At 45.5% G+C, this 16,476-nt stretch carries 18 protein-coding genes; 7 read left to right on the top strand and 11 right to left on the bottom strand.

What is annotated here, in order from left to right; all coding sequences use genetic code 11:
• The first annotated feature begins 52 nt into the window (after positions 1–52).
• From GH808_RS15260 to GH808_RS01660, 3 genes are read left to right on the top strand one after another with little or no spacing between them, the layout of a single operon-like run.
• Positions 53–334 carry a hypothetical protein gene (locus tag GH808_RS15260; protein ID WP_243166061.1) on the top strand — a complete coding sequence of 94 codons (282 nt, stop codon included), beginning with the start codon at positions 53–55 and terminating at the stop codon, positions 332–334.
• A 23-nt stretch (positions 335–357) separates the two neighbouring features.
• The gene (locus GH808_RS15255) at positions 358–579 is read left to right on the top strand and encodes a LiaF domain-containing protein (RefSeq protein ID WP_243166060.1); all 222 of its coding nucleotides are present in this window, start codon (positions 358–360) and stop codon (positions 577–579) included.
• Positions 576–1,421: a DUF4097 family beta strand repeat-containing protein gene (locus tag GH808_RS01660; RefSeq protein ID WP_186841071.1), complete on the top strand. Its 846-nt coding sequence runs from the start codon at positions 576–578 to the stop codon at positions 1,419–1,421. Before GH808_RS15255 ends, GH808_RS01660 begins: the two co-directional genes overlap by 4 nt.
• A gap of 80 nt (positions 1,422–1,501) precedes the next feature.
• On the opposite strand, the gene GH808_RS01655 is transcribed toward GH808_RS01660, so the two are convergent.
• Positions 1,502–2,137: a flavodoxin family protein gene (locus GH808_RS01655; RefSeq protein ID WP_186841070.1), complete on the bottom strand. Its 636-nt coding sequence runs from the start codon at positions 2,135–2,137 to the stop codon at positions 1,502–1,504.
• 266 nt (positions 2,138–2,403) lie between these two features.
• Here GH808_RS01655 and GH808_RS01650 point away from each other — a divergent pair, with 266 nt between their 5' ends.
• Positions 2,404–3,066 carry a YczE/YyaS/YitT family protein gene (locus GH808_RS01650; RefSeq protein WP_243166059.1) on the top strand — a complete coding sequence of 221 codons (663 nt, stop codon included), beginning with the start codon at positions 2,404–2,406 and terminating at the stop codon, positions 3,064–3,066.
• 49 nt (positions 3,067–3,115) lie between these two features.
• Here GH808_RS01650 and GH808_RS01645 read toward each other — a convergent pair whose 3' ends face one another.
• The 3 genes from GH808_RS01645 to GH808_RS01635 all read right to left on the bottom strand — a co-directional run bounded on the left by GH808_RS01645 (position 3,116) and on the right by GH808_RS01635 (position 7,106).
• Positions 3,116–3,982, bottom strand: a complete 867-nt coding sequence (locus GH808_RS01645; protein ID WP_186841069.1) for an SPFH domain-containing protein — start codon at positions 3,980–3,982, stop codon at positions 3,116–3,118.
• Positions 3,983–4,068: 86 nt separating this feature from the next.
• On the bottom strand, positions 4,069–5,277 hold the full coding sequence (locus GH808_RS01640) for an EAL and HDOD domain-containing protein (protein WP_186841068.1): 1,209 nt from the start codon (positions 5,275–5,277) through the stop codon (positions 4,069–4,071).
• 275 nt (positions 5,278–5,552) lie between these two features.
• Positions 5,553–7,106 carry an FGGY-family carbohydrate kinase gene (locus tag GH808_RS01635; protein WP_186841067.1) on the bottom strand — a complete coding sequence of 518 codons (1,554 nt, stop codon included), beginning with the start codon at positions 7,104–7,106 and terminating at the stop codon, positions 5,553–5,555.
• Positions 7,107–7,531: 425 nt separating this feature from the next.
• On the opposite strand from GH808_RS01635, the gene GH808_RS01630 reads away from it, so the two are divergent.
• Both GH808_RS01630 and GH808_RS01625 read left to right on the top strand, forming a co-directional pair.
• Entirely contained in the window at positions 7,532–8,758 is a 1,227-nt protein-coding gene (locus tag GH808_RS01630; RefSeq protein WP_186841066.1) for an MFS transporter, read from the top strand.
• A 141-nt stretch (positions 8,759–8,899) separates the two neighbouring features.
• A complete protein-coding gene (locus tag GH808_RS01625) occupies positions 8,900–9,190 on the top strand; it encodes a DUF2769 domain-containing protein (RefSeq protein WP_186841065.1) in 291 nt (96 codons plus the stop codon).
• Positions 9,191–9,430: 240 nt separating this feature from the next.
• Here the strand turns inward: GH808_RS01625 and GH808_RS01620 are convergent, their stop codons facing one another.
• On the bottom strand, positions 9,431–11,026 hold the full coding sequence (locus tag GH808_RS01620) for an ABC-F family ATP-binding cassette domain-containing protein (RefSeq protein ID WP_186841064.1): 1,596 nt from the start codon (positions 11,024–11,026) through the stop codon (positions 9,431–9,433).
• 256 nt (positions 11,027–11,282) lie between these two features.
• Entirely contained in the window at positions 11,283–12,041 is a 759-nt protein-coding gene (locus tag GH808_RS01615; protein ID WP_186841063.1) for an SDR family NAD(P)-dependent oxidoreductase, read from the bottom strand.
• A gap of 220 nt (positions 12,042–12,261) precedes the next feature.
• Here GH808_RS01615 and GH808_RS01610 point away from each other — a divergent pair, with 220 nt between their 5' ends.
• On the top strand, positions 12,262–12,582 hold the full coding sequence (locus tag GH808_RS01610) for a nucleoside triphosphate pyrophosphohydrolase (RefSeq protein WP_186841062.1): 321 nt from the start codon (positions 12,262–12,264) through the stop codon (positions 12,580–12,582).
• Between the two features lie 434 nt (positions 12,583–13,016).
• Here GH808_RS01610 and GH808_RS01605 read toward each other — a convergent pair whose 3' ends face one another.
• From GH808_RS01605 to rplS, 5 genes are all read right to left on the bottom strand, one after another.
• The gene (locus GH808_RS01605; RefSeq protein ID WP_186841061.1) at positions 13,017–13,382 is read right to left on the bottom strand and encodes a YraN family protein; all 366 of its coding nucleotides are present in this window, start codon (positions 13,380–13,382) and stop codon (positions 13,017–13,019) included.
• Entirely contained in the window at positions 13,382–14,158 is a 777-nt protein-coding gene (locus tag GH808_RS01600) for a ribonuclease HII (protein ID WP_186841060.1), read from the bottom strand. Before GH808_RS01600 ends, GH808_RS01605 begins: the two co-directional genes overlap by 1 nt.
• Positions 14,159–14,579: 421 nt before the next feature.
• Positions 14,580–15,416: a ribosome biogenesis GTPase YlqF gene (gene ylqF / locus GH808_RS01595; RefSeq protein ID WP_186841059.1), complete on the bottom strand. Its 837-nt coding sequence runs from the start codon at positions 15,414–15,416 to the stop codon at positions 14,580–14,582.
• A 2-nt stretch (positions 15,417–15,418) separates the two neighbouring features.
• The gene (gene lepB / locus GH808_RS01590; RefSeq protein WP_186841058.1) at positions 15,419–15,946 is read right to left on the bottom strand and encodes a signal peptidase I; all 528 of its coding nucleotides are present in this window, start codon (positions 15,944–15,946) and stop codon (positions 15,419–15,421) included.
• A gap of 173 nt (positions 15,947–16,119) precedes the next feature.
• Entirely contained in the window at positions 16,120–16,464 is a 345-nt protein-coding gene (rplS, locus tag GH808_RS01585) for a 50S ribosomal protein L19 (protein WP_186841057.1), read from the bottom strand.
• Between the last annotated feature and the right edge of the window lie 12 nt (positions 16,465–16,476).

Genomic DNA, 16,476 nt, shown 5'->3' with positions numbered 1-16,476 from the left:
GTTTTTTAATGGCTAATGGACCCTGTTTATCATTATTCCCTGCGCCATCAGTATGTTCCAAAATGGTGTTCAACTTTGGAATGCTATTGGTTTAGGCATTGGTTTGTTATTGTTCGCTTCCGCCCAGGGCTTTTTCAGCGGACAGCTAATTGCTGATCTGATCTTTCCCATCATCATCATCGCTATTGGTTTGAGTGTCATTTTTAAGGGGAACTTCAACCGCAACCTCAAACAGATTGAAAGTATAAACAAGGATGGACTGATAGAATATTCTGCAATATTTGGCGCTCAGGAATTAAATTTCCGGGTAAAGAATTCAAAGGGGCGAGCTTAACCGCCGTTTTTGGCAGTGTCTCGTTGGATCTGAGACAAGCGATCATCAATGAGGATATCTATATCTCATCGACTGCCGTATTCGGTGGTATCGATATTCTGGTTCCGAACAATATCCGTGTTGAGGTCTCCAGCACGCCAATTTTTGGGGGCACGACAAATAAAGCGATCCAGCCACTTGGCGAAAATCCGCCGACCATTTATATCAACAGCACCAGCATTTTTGGAGGCACTGAAATTAAATGAAATCAGATAACGGATGGATTAAATATTTCGCTATTGCTTTTGGCCTCGTTTTAGCCTTGGGGATTATTTCCGCCATTGTCAATGGCGGCATCTACGTTTTACAGGGCTTGGGTCTAATTGAAAATGAATTCGAACAGATCGGGAAACCGAATGCTTCTTACAGCCAGGATTACACCGAAAAACCGGAATCGATTTCCATCAGCTTTGATGCCGGAAATCTAATCCTTCAAACCGGGAGTCAGTTTAATGTGGAAGGCTCCGATCTTTCATCAAACTTGGATGTCAAAATGGAAAACGGTGAACTCGTCATCACTGAAAAAGGCGTCCGGAATTTGTTGACCAATTTATTCCATCAGAACGAGACCCCGACTTTAGTGGTAACTGTTCCGGAAAACACAAAACTGGAAAATGTCGATCTTGAATTGGGTGCGGGACGCGGCGAGATAAAAAATATCGTTACGGATGATTTAATCATTTCCCAGGGGGCTGGAGAAATTGTCGCTACACATGTTCAAGCAAACTCTGGGAAGCTCAAAGGCGGTGCCGGTGCGGTAAGCTTTTCTGATGCAATTCTCAAGGATTTTGATATCGAAGGTGGGGTTGGTCTGATTGAAATGCAGGGGGTAATCACCGGAGCGATGAAACTCGATTGTGGCGTCGGTCAAACCAATTTAACCATTTCCGGCAATGCCGCTGACTATTTCATTGATGCCGAACAGGGTTTAGGGCCCATTACCGTTAATGGTTCCGGGATTTCCGAAAACGGCACTGGTTCAAAATCAGCCGGTAACACCATTGACATTGAGGGTGGCATCGGACCTGTCAATATTGTTATTCACTAAAACAATACACCCCTAAAAAAGCCACCGCAACAGAACTTGCGGTGGCTTTTTTTCAGGGAATGAATCCGTCGTTAAATTTTCTAACGGATAAAATGCATATACGTTTTTTTATACGGATGCGGTTCCGCAATAACGCCTCTCCCGTTTTCGATCAGCCGCATCAGCCAAACCATATTTTCAGCAGTGGCCTCAATGGCTTGCGCCCCTTCGGTATCCTGCTCGGCTTCGCCGGCTTTGCGGCCATGAATCACATTCCAGTAATTTCCGGTTGCCATTACCATCTCCGAATAGGTGATATAGTGGTTAAGCTGGTCCACCGTGGCAACGCCACCTGAGCGTCTGACAGCGACCATTGCTGCCGCCACTTTGTGTCTGAACAGGCCGTCATTCGCTCCCGCTACATAAAAAGCACGATCCAGAAATGATTTCATATTTCCGCTGATTCCCGAAAAATGAACCGGGCTGGCAAGGATGATGCCATCCGCTTTTTTAATTTTCTGGATGCCCTCATTAACTACATCTTTGGTAAAAATACACTCTTCGTTTTTATTCTTGCCACAGGCATTACAACCGGTACAGCCTTGAACCGCTTTCATCCCCACATTGAAAATCTCAAAATCAATGCTATTCTGTTTGAAAATCTCGCCCGCGATGTTTAAAGCCGTGAAGCTGTTTCCTTCCCCATGCGGGCTGCCGTTAATTCCGATTACTTTCATATTCAACCTCCCGAAGCAATGCGCTTCAACTTTTTTATTATCTGTAGTATAGCACAATCTCGACTAAACAAACATCATCCGCTGAATCCCCGAGCGGTTTTTTAACCAGTCGCTTCGTTATTGCGATCCCTGAATATCATTTGATCTTTTTCTCACTTTCATTTTGTGTTATACTGTTTTCATTATTGCCAAAGACAAGAAAAATATTTTACTGACTTTTTTTTCTGGGCAGTTTCAAAATGATGGTGTTCACACAAAAGGAGTCCATGATGAAAACATATATCGTCCGCTTTTTAAAGCTCAACTTTGGGCTGTTTCTTTACGGGTTGGGAATCATTGTCACGATGAAGGCGAATGTTGGCTATGCCCCTTGGGAAGTCCTTCATAGCGGCATCAGTCAGACTCTGGGGGTAAGCATCGGTTTGGTCAATACCGTCGTTGGTGCCATTATCGTTGCCATCGTCTGCCTGCTCGGCGAAAAAATCGGTTTGGGAACCATCTTCAATATGTTTATGATCGGCTTCTTTATGGATCTCATTCTCAATTTGAATCTGATTCCGCTGATCCACAATTTCTGGCTTGGTGCGCTCGTGATGATCATCGGCCTTTTCATCATTTCACTGGGAACTTACTTCTATATTTCCTCAGCCTTCGGGGCCGGTCCCCGGGATAGCCTGATGGTCGCAGTCACCCGTAAAACCAATCTTCCGGTTGGCTTTTGCCGTATTCTCCTGGAAGTCAGCGTCGTCATTATCGGCGGACTGCTGGGCGGCATGGTTGGTCTCGGTACCGTGCTTTCGGCTTTTGCCATTGGCCTGTGTATTCAAGCAACTTTCAGAATAATGCGCTTTGATCCGACCCTGGTTGAGCATGAAACGTTTGGCATGATGGTTAAAAACCTCCGCCAGCTAAAAAAAGATAAAGAGTAAGCAGGTTGTCGACAAACTAAGCGTCGCCCCGCGATCTTCTTCAATTAGCTCAGTCCGCTTTTAATCTTTCAAGCGGTAAGACGCCGGACATTTCTCCGATCACATTGATTAATTCCGTATTTGCCGGCACGACAACTTTGGCATTGTTCTTCAGCGCAATTTCTGTCGTCTGCAATTTTTTTAACACTTGCGCGTTGCCAATGAAATACCGATCGGCCGCTTCATTCACGAGCTGAATGGCTTGGGCTTCGCCTTCGGCCGCCAGAATTCGCGCCTGCTTGATGCCTTCTGCTTTCTTTATTTCCGCCCGTTTAACCCCATCAGCGGTGGTTTCCGTCGCCGTTGCAAAATCAATCGCAGCAACTTTTTCATTTTCCGCTTTAACGACCTTGTTCATCGTTTCCTGAACATCCTGCGGCGGATCAATCTCCCGCAGTTCAGCGCGAACAATATCAATACCCCATTTATCCGTTTCTTCTTTCAATGTCACAAGTAAATCCGTGTTGATGATGCTGCGCTCGCTGTTCGCCGATTTCAAGGTCATGGTACCAATAATATTACGCAACGTGGTTCTGGCAAGATTGACAATCTGCATTTTATAATCATTGACATTGTAGACAGAATTCTTGACGCTTTCTTCATCCGATTTAACTCTAAAATAAATTTGTGCATCAACCGTGGCATTAAGATTGTCATTGGTGATGATGACCTGCGGTTCCGCATTAAACATCTGTTCCGTTATGTTGACCACATAAATTTTTTGCACCCCAATCAGGATCCAATGAAAACCCGGTTCGGCAAATTTCGAGTACTTCCCCAAGGTCTCAATCAGTCCGCGGCTCGTCGGTCTGACGATGCGGATGCCTGCAAAAAATACGGCAAGGCCAACAACGAAAATTATTATAAAAAAAATCATCTCTTTTTCTCCTTTTTTCTTGTCGGAGCATCACGCTACTGCCGTGCGCTTTGCAGCCAGTCAACGCGAAATCTCATTACACAAATTCATGCGATCTTGCCAACGACATCATTCGCCCATTCCAGCGCGATCATATATTCTTCAAATAATTGATCGGCATCAATACTGAATTGCTTTGAAATCGCGTCGACGGTCGACCAATCGGCGGTTTCGTAGGCAATCTGCAATTCGTAAACCGGTAACAAAATGCCTTCATGATCAATCAACGCTGCCAGGATGGAATCCGGCAGTGCGATGCCATCGAGTGCTTCCTCCATGCTTTGATCCAGCATCGCATCCAAGACACTGAGCAGTCCCATCAAAGACGCTTCATGGGCCAGGCCATTGAGTCCTAAATGCTCGGCAAGCGATTCCGAAAAGCTGCTGCGAATCAGCGATATTTTCATCAATTCCTTCGGTTTCGATTTTCCCAAATCCTGGAGCATCAGGATATTGATCCAGCGCTCGATTTCATTGAGGCCCATATAGGTTAAGGCGCTTTTGATCGAATAGACCAAATCACTGCCTTTTCGAAAACTGACCACGCGCAAAAATCGGTAGGCCAACGTGACGTCCTGCTCAACAATTTCCGATAGCATTTCAAATGACGGTTCGTCCTTTTTCAGCTCGGCGATGATCCGAATATACTGACCTTTAGAAGCGGATTTATCAAATGATTTGCCAGCGATGTGCGGTTTGCAGAAAAAATAGCCCTGAAACAACTGAAATCCCATTTCCTTAGCCATCAGGAAATCCTCTTCCGTTTCCACTTTTTCCGCCAATATCGTTTTTTTATTCAGCAGCGCCTTGTCGACATCGATTGCGATCGTTGTTAACGGAGTCGCCAGCAGATCATATTTTATGATGTCCGCATATTCCGTAAGCGGATAATCGTTATAACTTTCCCGGAAATCGTCCAACGCAATGCGATAGCCCTTATGCTTGACTTCCTTTAAACGATCCGTCAGCAAATCGTCCACTTCGACATCTTCCAGCATTTCGACGATCAGGCGATCCGGTTCTATCAGTTCCAGCGCATCGGTATGAATAAAGTTACCATCGAAATTGATAAAGGCATATTTGTCTTCGATGATATTATCCAAGCCGGCTTCAAACAATCCGATAATAACCGACGCCGTTGATTCTTCGGACGAAACACCATCGTATTCTTGTGACTGATTGCCGGAACGATAGAGCAATTCATATCCAATCACTTCAATTTCTGTGTTAAAAATAGGCTGTCTTGCGATAAACATGATCTGTTCCTCCTGAAGCCGGTTGTGATTTTTTTCGTTTTGATCACGCCGGTTCCTCATTTTTCTATGATAAACGTTTTTAATGGATGATTGTATTATATCATTTTATTGCCACTAATAAAAGTAAGTATGCCATTTTTTTGACTTAATTTATCTTTTCAGTAAAACAAACTGAATTCAGCCATCCGCTTTATTTTTTTGATAACTGGCGTTAACTTTAAAAGAGCATCGCAATGCGATGCTCTTGAAAAAACAAGGATTAAAACTGATGCTGCTTATTTCGGCGGTTGAATGGTCTCGATCTTTGACCAGAGTTTAAAGATCTCATCGAGCGGTCCATTGAAAATTTCCTGACGCACTTCGAAAACTTGATTATAGAAATCATTGTATTCCGCTCTCGGTGTAAAGGTACGGGTTTCCTGTGACCATTTTTTAACCGTCTGGATCATATCGGACACATAGCCGGTTCCGTGAGCGGCAATCACGCAATTTCCTAAAGCGCCGGTATCCTGAGTGGAAATCAGGGTATACGGTACGTTGAGCATATCGGATTTGATCTGATTCCATATCGGCGATTTTGCGCCACCGCCAACGCCAATAACACGATCATAATAGACGCCCTGTTCTTCTAATGATTTGAGGAAAAGCAGGTATTCATAGGCCACCGATTCCATCATCGAACGCCACAAATGGGCCTGATTGTGGCTGGGCGTTAATCCCATAAAGGTTCCTTTGGCATCCGGCCAGGAAGGTGTCATCGTACCGGTAAGATAGGGGGCAAAAAGCAGGTTGAGTGCTCCGGGAGGGACCGCATCAGCGAGCGCGTCCATCATCGGATAGGCGGGTGAAATTCCTTTTAAGTTCAAGATGCCGTCGCGATACCAGCCGCGGGAAAATCCGCCGGATGACAGACAGCCCCAGAGACACAGTTCATCCGGAAATATATGTTTGCTTGTCACCAGTACTTTATTGTTGACGGCGGCCTGAATATCGGTCGTGATAAAGGTCATGATTGATGCGGTGCCAGCGACGTCAAATGCCTGTCCGGGTCCGACAACGCCAGCTCCCAGCGTTGAAACCATCAGGTCGCCAGCGCCGGCGACAAGCGGCGTACCCGCCTTCAATCCGGTCCGTCGTGCTACTTCTTCGCAAACACCACCGACCACTTCCCACGGCGCAACAATTTTTGGCAGGATATCAGTTGGCACTTCAAACATTTTAAACTGGCGTTCGGACCAGGTATTTTTTTCGAGATCAAACCCAACGAGCCACCCTGAAGCCATCGACCAATCGATGTACGCGTCTTTGGCTTTGAATCCACCAAGTTTTCCGGTAACGAATGGCGAAATATTTACGAATTTTTTTGCTTTTTCGACATATGGTATTTTATTCTTGTAAAGCCATCGCATGACCATCGGTACACAGTCCGGGCCGATCCCGGTTTTTCCGCTTTCCTGTACCCAGATGGGTTCGCAGTTTTCTCGGATTTGAGCCGCCTCTTCCTGGGCACGCATATCGAGATAAGGAATAAACGGCCCGACCGGATTAAAATCCTCGTCGACGGGAACGGTTCCGTCGACAATCCCGCTGGAAGATATTCCCTTGACCGCTTCACCTGGCACACCTGACTTTTGCAGGCATTCAGTGATACCGTTTACAATGTTTTCAAAATACTTCATTGCATTCATTTCCACCCAGCCGGGATGAGGATACGAGAATTCATTTTCCGCGAAAGCTTCTGCCAGACAGATCCCGTCGACGTCGTATAATGCCACTTTTGTTCCCATTGTTCCGCAATCAAATCCGATAAAACAGGGTTTCGTCATCATATTTACCTCCTAAAGCAATATAATATTGAATAGAAAAATTAAAAGTACCGGATGTACAAAAATGATGCATTCGGCTTCCCAATATAAATAAGGAATCAACAGATACCTTTCAGGAACGTATAAAAATTCAGGGTCTTAAAGAGCAGCGGATGCTTGGTGCATGTCTGAATCAATGAATTGATCGATCTTCAAATGCTATTTGAGTACATTGTAATGACTAAATCAAGCAAAATGCAATAGTGAAATTATTTTCATGCTTAGCGTATCAGAAAACATTTTCACACTTATTCAAACGCTTTCCTGATCAAGTCATTATCAACTAAGTCGGCTGTCTTGATGAATCTGATTGCTTTTCGATTTTGTCATTGACTGCTTTTATTTATACCCCAAACTGGGTAAACTAATAGCAACGGAGGTTGGCGAAGATGAAAAATACGATATTAAGAACTGATCTCAAAAATTCTTTCCCCGCTTTGAAGTACCGCGATTTTCGATACTTTTGGTTTGGTCAATCCATTTCCCTGGTGGGAACATGGATTCAAATCACCGCGCTGCAATGGTTTGTTTACACCATCACAAAATCCGCGCTGTTGTTGGGATTACTTGGCGTTGCCCAGTTTGGACCGGTCCTGTTTTTTTCGCTTTTTGCCGGTGTTTTGGTCGACCGCTATCCCCGAAAACAGATTATTGTTTTTGCCCAGACCGCCGCAATGATTCAGGCCCTGCTCTTGTCACTGATCGTATTTTTCGGTCATCACGCCTATTGGGAAATCTTTGCCTTATCGGTGCTTTCCGGGTTGATTAATGCCGTCGATACACCCGCCCGCCAGTCTTTCGTCCCGGAAATCGTGCCCAAAAATGAGCTTCGCAGCGCCATTGGTCTCAATATGGTGGTCTTCAACAGCGCCAAAATAATTGGCCCGGCTTTAGCCGCGCTGCTGCTGACTCAGCTTCATCCCAGTTTTTTATTCCTATTGAACGGCATCAGTTTCCTGCCCGCGATCATTTTGATCCAACGAATCCGCATAAAAAATCCCGCCATCCGGCGTGATCAAGAAAAAGTACTGTCCGAAATTTACAAAGGGTTTATCCATATTCGACGCTCGCCAACGATGTTAAGCACCGTCTTGGCGCTGTTTATACTCAGCACCTTTTTGATGAATTTTTATGTGATTATTCCAATCTATGCGGTCGATGTTCTAAAACAAAGTGTCGGCGGATACGGGATACTGATGTCAGCACTGGGCATCGGCTCGCTCGTTGGATCGTTTCTGATTGCATCCGGAGGCAAAGAAGGCAACCATATGCGAAGGCTGTTTACCTGTGCCTTTCTGGACTCACTGCTGTTTGTCTCACTCAACTTCGTTCACTCGCTGGCATTAACGGTCGCACTGCTTATCATGATTGGCTTTCTGACGATCGTTTTCCTGTCAACCGCCAACCTTACCCTGCAACTTAACACAAGTGACGCATTCAGAGGAAGAATCATGAGTATTTATTCTTTTTCTCTGCTCGGAACAACCCCCATCGGGAATCTCATCGCCGGCGCAATCACCGAAAATTTCGGAGCCGGCATGGGTTTCCTGATCTGTGGCGTAATCACCAGTGTTCTGATGCTGATCGTTTTTGTTTCTTTTTTCGAAAAAAGCTGACCGGGCCAGAATAATGCCTGATGATCCGGATCATCAGCCCACTGTCATTCATTTTCATTTTTCAGGTTAATCAGGGGCTGAATGGGGTAGAAATATTTCAAACAGATTTGTTTGCATTTTGATTCTAAAGGAGGTCTGAATATGTCAGTCATACCAAAAACCAAGGAAAATTTGAAGAAATGTCTGTGTATGAAGTGTCCGAGTTACAATTTCTTTTGCAAAGTTAAATCAGTGCCCGAGAATATCGGTTTGATAATTGGCTCAGTCGAAGAAAAGCGCCATGCTGAAATAATGTTTTGCGCTTTCGATGAAACCAGTCGCTGCATTGAAGAAAAGAGAGGCTGCCTCTGTGAAGATTGCGAATTATTCCGTGAATTCGATTTGGATAAGGACTTTTTCTGCATCATCGAAGGCGGAAAACCGACCCTATAAAAAAGGCAGTCCGCGGACTGCCTTTTGCTGGTAAAATTTATTTTTGACTTTTCTCTTTTCGCAGAAAAGTCTGCTCGATAATGATGCAACGGAAAATGTACGAACAATCATTGCTTTGATGTCGGTTTCGCAATCAATTTGGTAACGTGTAGGCGAACAGTCGATAGACTGTCCGCCGTACAGTGTACAAATTGATTCGCGCAAACCGGCAGCAAAGCTCACGGTACTTTCGCAAAAAGCCTAAGCCAGTGTTTTTTTATACTCGATGTACTCGTCGTAGGTTGACAAACGATCCAGGACACCTTCTTCGCGGATCTCGATGATCCGGTTGGCCACGGTCTGCATAAACTGATGGTCGTGGCTGGCGAAAAGCAAATTACTTTTGAAATCGATCAGGCCATTGTTGACCGCCGTAATGGATTCCAGATCCAAATGGTTGGTTGGCTGATCCATCACCAGCACGTTGGAGCCGAACATCATGATCTTGGAAAGCATGCAGCGCACCTTTTCGCCTCCGGACAAGACCTGGACCTCTTTGTAAATATCATCGCCCGAAAAAAGCATCCGGCCGAGGAATCCGCGGATATAGGTTTCGGTGATTTCTTCGGTATACTGCTGCAGCCATTCGCAGATGTTCAAGGTGCAGCCGTTGAAAAATTCGCTGTTGTCTTTGGGGAAGTAGCTCTGCGAGGTGCTGACGCCCCATTTAAAGCTTCCTTCATCCGGTTCCATTTCTTCCATCAGAATCTTGAAGAGGGTCGTCATCGCAATTTCATTGTCGGCGACAAAGGCGATCTTGTCCCCTTTGTTGACGCGGAAACTGACGTCATTGAGCACTTTCACGCCGTCGACGGTTTTTGATAAATGCTCAACCGATAGAATTTCTTTGCCCGGTTCGCGATCAATCTGGAAACCGACCCAGGGGTATTTTCGCGAAGACGCCGGCATGTTCTCGATGTCCAGTTTATCGAGCATTTTCTTACGCGATGTCGCCTGTTTGGACTTCGATTTATTGGCGGAGAAGCGGGCGATAAAGTTCTGCAGCTCCTTGGCTTTCTCTTCCTTCTTCTTGTTCTGATCCTTCAGCAGTCGCTGCATCAGCTGACTGGATTCATACCAGAAATCGTAGTTACCGACGTAAACCCGGATCTTGCCAAAGTCAATATCGACGATGTGTGTACAGACATTGTTCAGGAAGTAACGGTCATGGGACACGACAATGACGGTGCCGTCATAATCCATGATGAATTCCTCCAGCCACTCAACCGCTTGAATATCGAGGTGGTTTGTCGGTTCGTCAAGCAGAATGATTTCGGGTTTGCCAAACAACGCCTGGGCCAATAAAACCTTGACCTTTTCATTACCGGAAAGCGAGTCCATATTGGCATCAAGAATGTCCGCACCAAGACCCAAACCCTGAATGATCCGGGAGGCATCGGATTCTGCCTCCCAGCCGCCCATTTCGGCAAATTCGCCTTCAAGTTCGCCGGCTTTGATGCCGTCTTCATCCGAAAAATCCTCTTTCATGTACAACGCGTCTTTTTCCTTCATGACCGAATAAAGTCTTTCGTTGCCCATGATGATGGTGTCCAGAACAGTATAAGCGTCGAAGGCAAAGTGATCCTGTTTTAAAACAGACATCCGCATATTAGCAGGAATCGCGACGTTTCCGGTTGATGGCTCAAGCTCGCCGGATAGAATCCGTAAAAAGGTCGACTTGCCGGCCCCGTTTGCGCCGATGACACCATAGCAGTTTCCTGGTATGAATTTTATATTAACGTTTGAAAAAAGATTTGCTCCGCTGAAATTTAAACTTAAGTCAGATACAGTTATCATTATATAAATGGTCCTCCACTTTTTTTATCATCATAAAGAAAAGGCCTTCATCAGTGTATCTGATAAAGAACCTCTACCATAAGCCTTTACATTGTACCCTTTATGGGATAATATTTCCAGTCTTTTTGCAAAATATTGCGTAAATCGTGTGTTTTTAATAAATACTAAAGTTATTCTGCTTCTCCCCTTGCTGCCGGAAGGCCGCCGGACTTCGTCTGGCAGCAGATAAACGATCTGAATCATAGAAAGTCTCTTGCTAGCGCATCAGCATCCCGCCGGTCACATCGATGGTGGTGCCGGTTAAATAGGATGCCGGCTCCGAGGCCAGGAAAACCACGATGTTGGCGACGTCTTCCGGTTGCGCCACCCGCCCCATCGGAATCCGTCCTTCATAATAACCGGGTTTGGCAATAATACTCTCCCGGATTAAATCCGTCTCCACGACACCGGGAGCAACGCCGTTGACGGTAATCCCCTTGGGAGAAAGTTCCCTGGCCATCGAAATGGTCAGCGCGACCATACCGGCTTTGCTGGCCGCGTAATGAGAATGCCCAGTCGTGGAACCGTTAAAGGCAGCCTGTGAAGTCACATTGATAATTTTTCCCGGCCGTTTCTTTTTTAAGTTCGCTTTGGCGAAGTACTGGGAGGTGAGAAACGGCGCGGTCAGATTGACATCCATCGTCAGCTCCCAGTCCTCCAGGGGAATGTCCTGAATCCATCCGGTCAGCCAGATTCCGGCGTTATTGATCAGAATATCCAGATCGCCGAGCAGGGTTTCTGCTTCCTTCATCATCGTCAGGACTTCATCCGCGTTTTCCAGATTGGTCGCAACCGGAAAAGCCTTGACCCCCAAAGCTTTTGCCTTTTCCACAACTTCCGTCAATTTATCATCGACATGCCTACCCGTGATGACCAAATTCACGCCTTCCTCAGCCAACCCCAGGGCAATGGCCCTGCCGATTCCCCGGGACGCGCCGGTTACAATCGCATTTCTTCCCTTCAGTTTCAAATCCACTTTTGTTGCCTCCCAGCATCTAAATTTATTTTGTCCTAATCCTGCACGATCAACGAATTGATCGATCTCGCCCAAATTTTGCTCATATTATATCACTGTTTCAGGCGATTGCAAAACGTTCCGTTAGCTTTGCCGTCAGTTTGAAATTTTTCTTAAAATAACTTTTCTGACTTGTTTTTAGACCGCAGCAGCGGGTATAATAAGCGTGAGGTGATGGATTATGAAAGTTGAATACAACAAACTTGTTCGGGATAAAGTTCCTGAAATCATTAGAGAAAGCGGACGTGCCTGTGAATACAAAATCCTGGGCCAATCAGAAATTCGGACTGCACTGAAAGATAAGCTTCTTGAAAAAGCGCAAGTTTTTATGAATAGCCCCTCCGAAGATGAACTCTCCGACATCTATGAATTGCTGGAGACCATTGTTGAAGCGTTCGATTACGAACCCCTTCATATCGACTATTTGAAAATTCAGAACAAAGAAAACAAGGGTTCCTACTCTGAAAAAGTCTTTCTGATTTCTGTCGACGATGGCCAATAAAATTAACGCTAAGCAGAAACGCTAAAGGACTGTTGCGCACCGGTAAAAAGCACCGGGTCGGCAACAGTCCTTTTTTTATTTTCATGGAATTCGCACAATTAACAAAGTACCTTTGGCTTTACAATCAACCAATTTTTATGCTGTACGGCGGACAGTTCGATGAAACGGACTAAAGGAAAAAACAAACGGAGTACCGACAATTGTTATATCATGTTGTCGGCTATATGAACAAAATGAGCGGAGCGGCCGGGAATCACAAACCATTTCGTAACGTGTAGGCGAACCGTTCGGAGAACTGTCCGCCGTACAGTGTAGAAATGATTTCGTGAATCCCGTCCACTCTGCAAACGGCAGTTTTGTCTGAGTTGCCGCAACCAACTGATTAACAATTGGTCGGTATGGGTCTTTGCAACAACCTGCTGAACGCCAGGCCTTTAATAGGTAAAGGCGTTTTCCAGATGATTGATGATCTGCTGGCCGTCTTTATCGAAATAGATTTCGATCACATCAAACCGGACGTTGCAGTCGTAGAGTTTTTTCTCCTTGATATACCAGAGCGCCGTTTTGGAAATCCGTCGCTGCTTCGCTACCGTAACGGCTTCTCGGGGATAGCCATAATCCAGATTTTTCCGATATTTGACTTCGACGAAAACCAGCGTATCGCCATCGAGTGTGATCAGATCGATTTCGCCGGACTGTTTTTTATAATTCCGCTCACAAATACGGTGATTGGCATTTGTAAGAAAGGCAACTGCCAATGCTTCCCCCTGGTTTCCTTTTTTGACATTGTGCGTTTTCATCACCGCACCAGATTAGAAATAAAGCTTTTTCGATGAATCGGCGTCGGTCCGTATTCTCTCAAGGCCGCAATGTGGGCCGCCGTGCCGTAACCCATATTATGGTCAAACCCATATTCCGGGTATTCCTGATGATAAATCTGCATCAGATTGTCCCGGTAGACCTTGGCCACGATGCTGGCCGCGGCAATGGCGTAACTGATGGCATCGCCATGAATAAGCGATTTTTGGGGAATCGCCGTATTGATTTGCAGCGCATCGATCAGCAGCAGCTCCGGCGGATCTTTGAGTGCGGTCAATGAGTCCGTCATGGCTTTTTTGGTGGCATTGAGAATGTTGATCTGATCAATAATGTCATTGTCAACCATGCCGATGGCGTAGTCCTGGGCATCCTCCAGGAGCTGTTCACAGAGATGCTCACGCATCTTTTGCGACAGTTTTTTTGAATCATTGACGTACAGCCGATGAGAATCCGGTTTCAGGATAATCACACAGGTTACCACCGGACCGGCCAGCGGCCCCCGCCCGACCTCATCGATCCCGCCGATTCTTTTGATGCCTTTGGCATAATACGACGCTTCCAGGCTCTTCATTTTTTCGATTCGCTGCGTTTCAGCAGCGATTGCCAGCAGCTTTTTTTCCAGCGAAAGACCCATCTTCTGCACGGCCACGCGGGAATCAGCTTTCAGTAGCGGAATCGTCTCTTGATAACGCTCACTATTCAAATTGGCCACGATCTCTTTTATCGATTTAACGGTCATATTCTGAAATGAATTCATAGCACCCTCTTTTTCAGTTTTAACCCGGTCTTGTTGATGGCACCGGTTCGTATGTCCCCATTATACTACAACTTCCATATTTGTTGAATGCCATGATCCTGATATTGAGCAAAAAAAAAGCGCCGGTTTAGGCACTATTGCGACAGTAGACAAAACACAAACGGAGTACCGACAATTGTTACATCGTGTTGTCGGCTGTATGAACAAAATGAGCGGAGCGGCCGGGAATCACAAACCATTTCGTAACGTGTAGGCGAACCGTTCGGAGAACTGTCCGCCGTACAGTGTAGAAATGATTTCGTGAATCCCGGCAACGAAGCAAACGGCAGTTTTGTCTGAGTTGCCGCAACCAACTGATTAACAATTGGTCGGTACGGTTTTTGCCGCCCAACTGAGCAGCGCCGATACGGCACTGTTTTTATTAGGGGCGTTCCAGTGTAATTCGGCCGATACGGCCATTTTTAAAGTCGTTCAGCAGCAGGACACTGGTGCGGGTATAATCGTATTCTCCCGCTCGTAACAGCAGACCACGGCTTTTGGCAATGGCATCAAAGACTTCCGGAAGATTTTTATCGTCGAGCGTGATCTTATACAGCACTTCCAGTTCATCCGGATAGTAAGCCACCAGATATTTTAACAGATCCGCAGCAATGTTCTCTTTTTCATAAATGGTATCTTTGATCGAACCCAGCCAGGCCAGGTGTAAACCCACCAACGGATCTTCAAACTTGGGCCATAAAATTCCCGGGGTGTCCAGCAGCATCAGTTTATCCGGCGTGCTGAGCCACTGCTGACCCTTTGTCACGCCCGGCTTGTTGCCAACCTGGGTTTTCTTTTTTCCGATCAGGCTGTTTATGACCGTCGATTTGCCCACGTTGGGAATGCCACAGATCATGCATTTTAATTGCGCCTTGTTTTTGACATTCAGGCGCTGGATCTGTTTGACCAATTCTGTTTTATGGCGCCGGTCAAAGGCATCGTAGAGCATGATTTCCTGAATATCGGTATTTTTCTTGAACCAGTCGATCCAGTCCTGACTGACATCCGGATCAGCCAAATCCGCTTTATTCAATAAGAGGATATGCTGTTTGTTCCAGGTGTATTGATTGATTTCCGGGTTTTTGCTCGAAAGCGGCAAACGGGCGTCCACCACTTCGATGACCACGTCAATCAGTTTGAGCTTTTCCTTTATTTCCCGGTTGGCCTTGGCCATATGGCCAGGATACCATTGGATATATTCGATTTTTTCTTCCGTCATTACTATACCGTCCCGACTTCAGTGAAAGGCCAGATTCTGAAAATCACTTTACCGTCAATGGCATCTTTTTTTACAAAACCAAGGCTTGGATAGCGGCTGTCGGAACTGTTTGCCCGGTTATCACCCATCACAAAATAAGTGCCGTCCGGAACGGTGACTTTGGCAAAATCCTCGTACGCCTGGGTATTGATATAATCCTCGCTCAGGGCTTCACCGTTGCGGTAGACCACCATATCTTTTATTTCAATGGTATCGCCGGCTTTGCCGATGACCCGCTTGACATACTCGACACTATCACTGTAACTGAGGATGACAATATCGCCATAATCCGGTTCGCCGATGGTATAGCCGATTTTATTGACAATCAACCGGTTTCCCTCTTCCAGCGTCGGGAACATTGAGCTTCCCTGAACCATCACGAAGTCGAATAAAAACATCTTGATAATAAAAGCCAGAATAATGGCAATTAATGCAGATTGTATCCATTCTTTCAGTTCCAAATTACCTTTGGACTTTTCATCTTCTCTCATTTTTTTACTTCCTTGCTATAAAATAACCAGTTAAGTGGTTGTAAAACTGCCGTATGCGTCGCGGCCGGTTTGCGTAAACCAACATCAAAGCAACGTCAGTTTATGTTTATGTGAGCTTCGCTGGAGCATGATTTCATGAAAATAACCAAAAAAGAGGCTTGACAGCCTCTGAATTACGCTCTTTTTTCTTTGACTTTTGCTGCTTTACCAACACGATCACGAAGATAGTTCAGTTTAGCTCGACGCACTTTACCGTGTCGAACAATTTCAACTTTTTCAATCTTGGGTGAATGGATCAGGAAGGTTCTTTCGACACCAACGCCGGAAGAAATCTTACGTACCGTAAATGTTTCGCCAACACCGCCGTTTTGTTTTTTCAATACGATGCCTTCAAAAATCTGGATTCTTTCGCGTTTACCTTCGACTATTTTTACATGAACTTTGACAGTATCACCAACGCTGAACTTTGGTGCCTCTGCCTTCATGTTTTCCAATTGAATCTTTTTGATAATGTCCATTTTTTTCTCCTT

The sequence above is a fragment of the Acetobacterium fimetarium genome, assembly GCF_014284475.1.
GTDB classification, from domain to species: Bacteria; Bacillota; Clostridia; order Eubacteriales; family Eubacteriaceae; genus Acetobacterium; species Acetobacterium fimetarium.
This window is presented reverse-complemented; position numbering and strand designations above follow the sequence as displayed.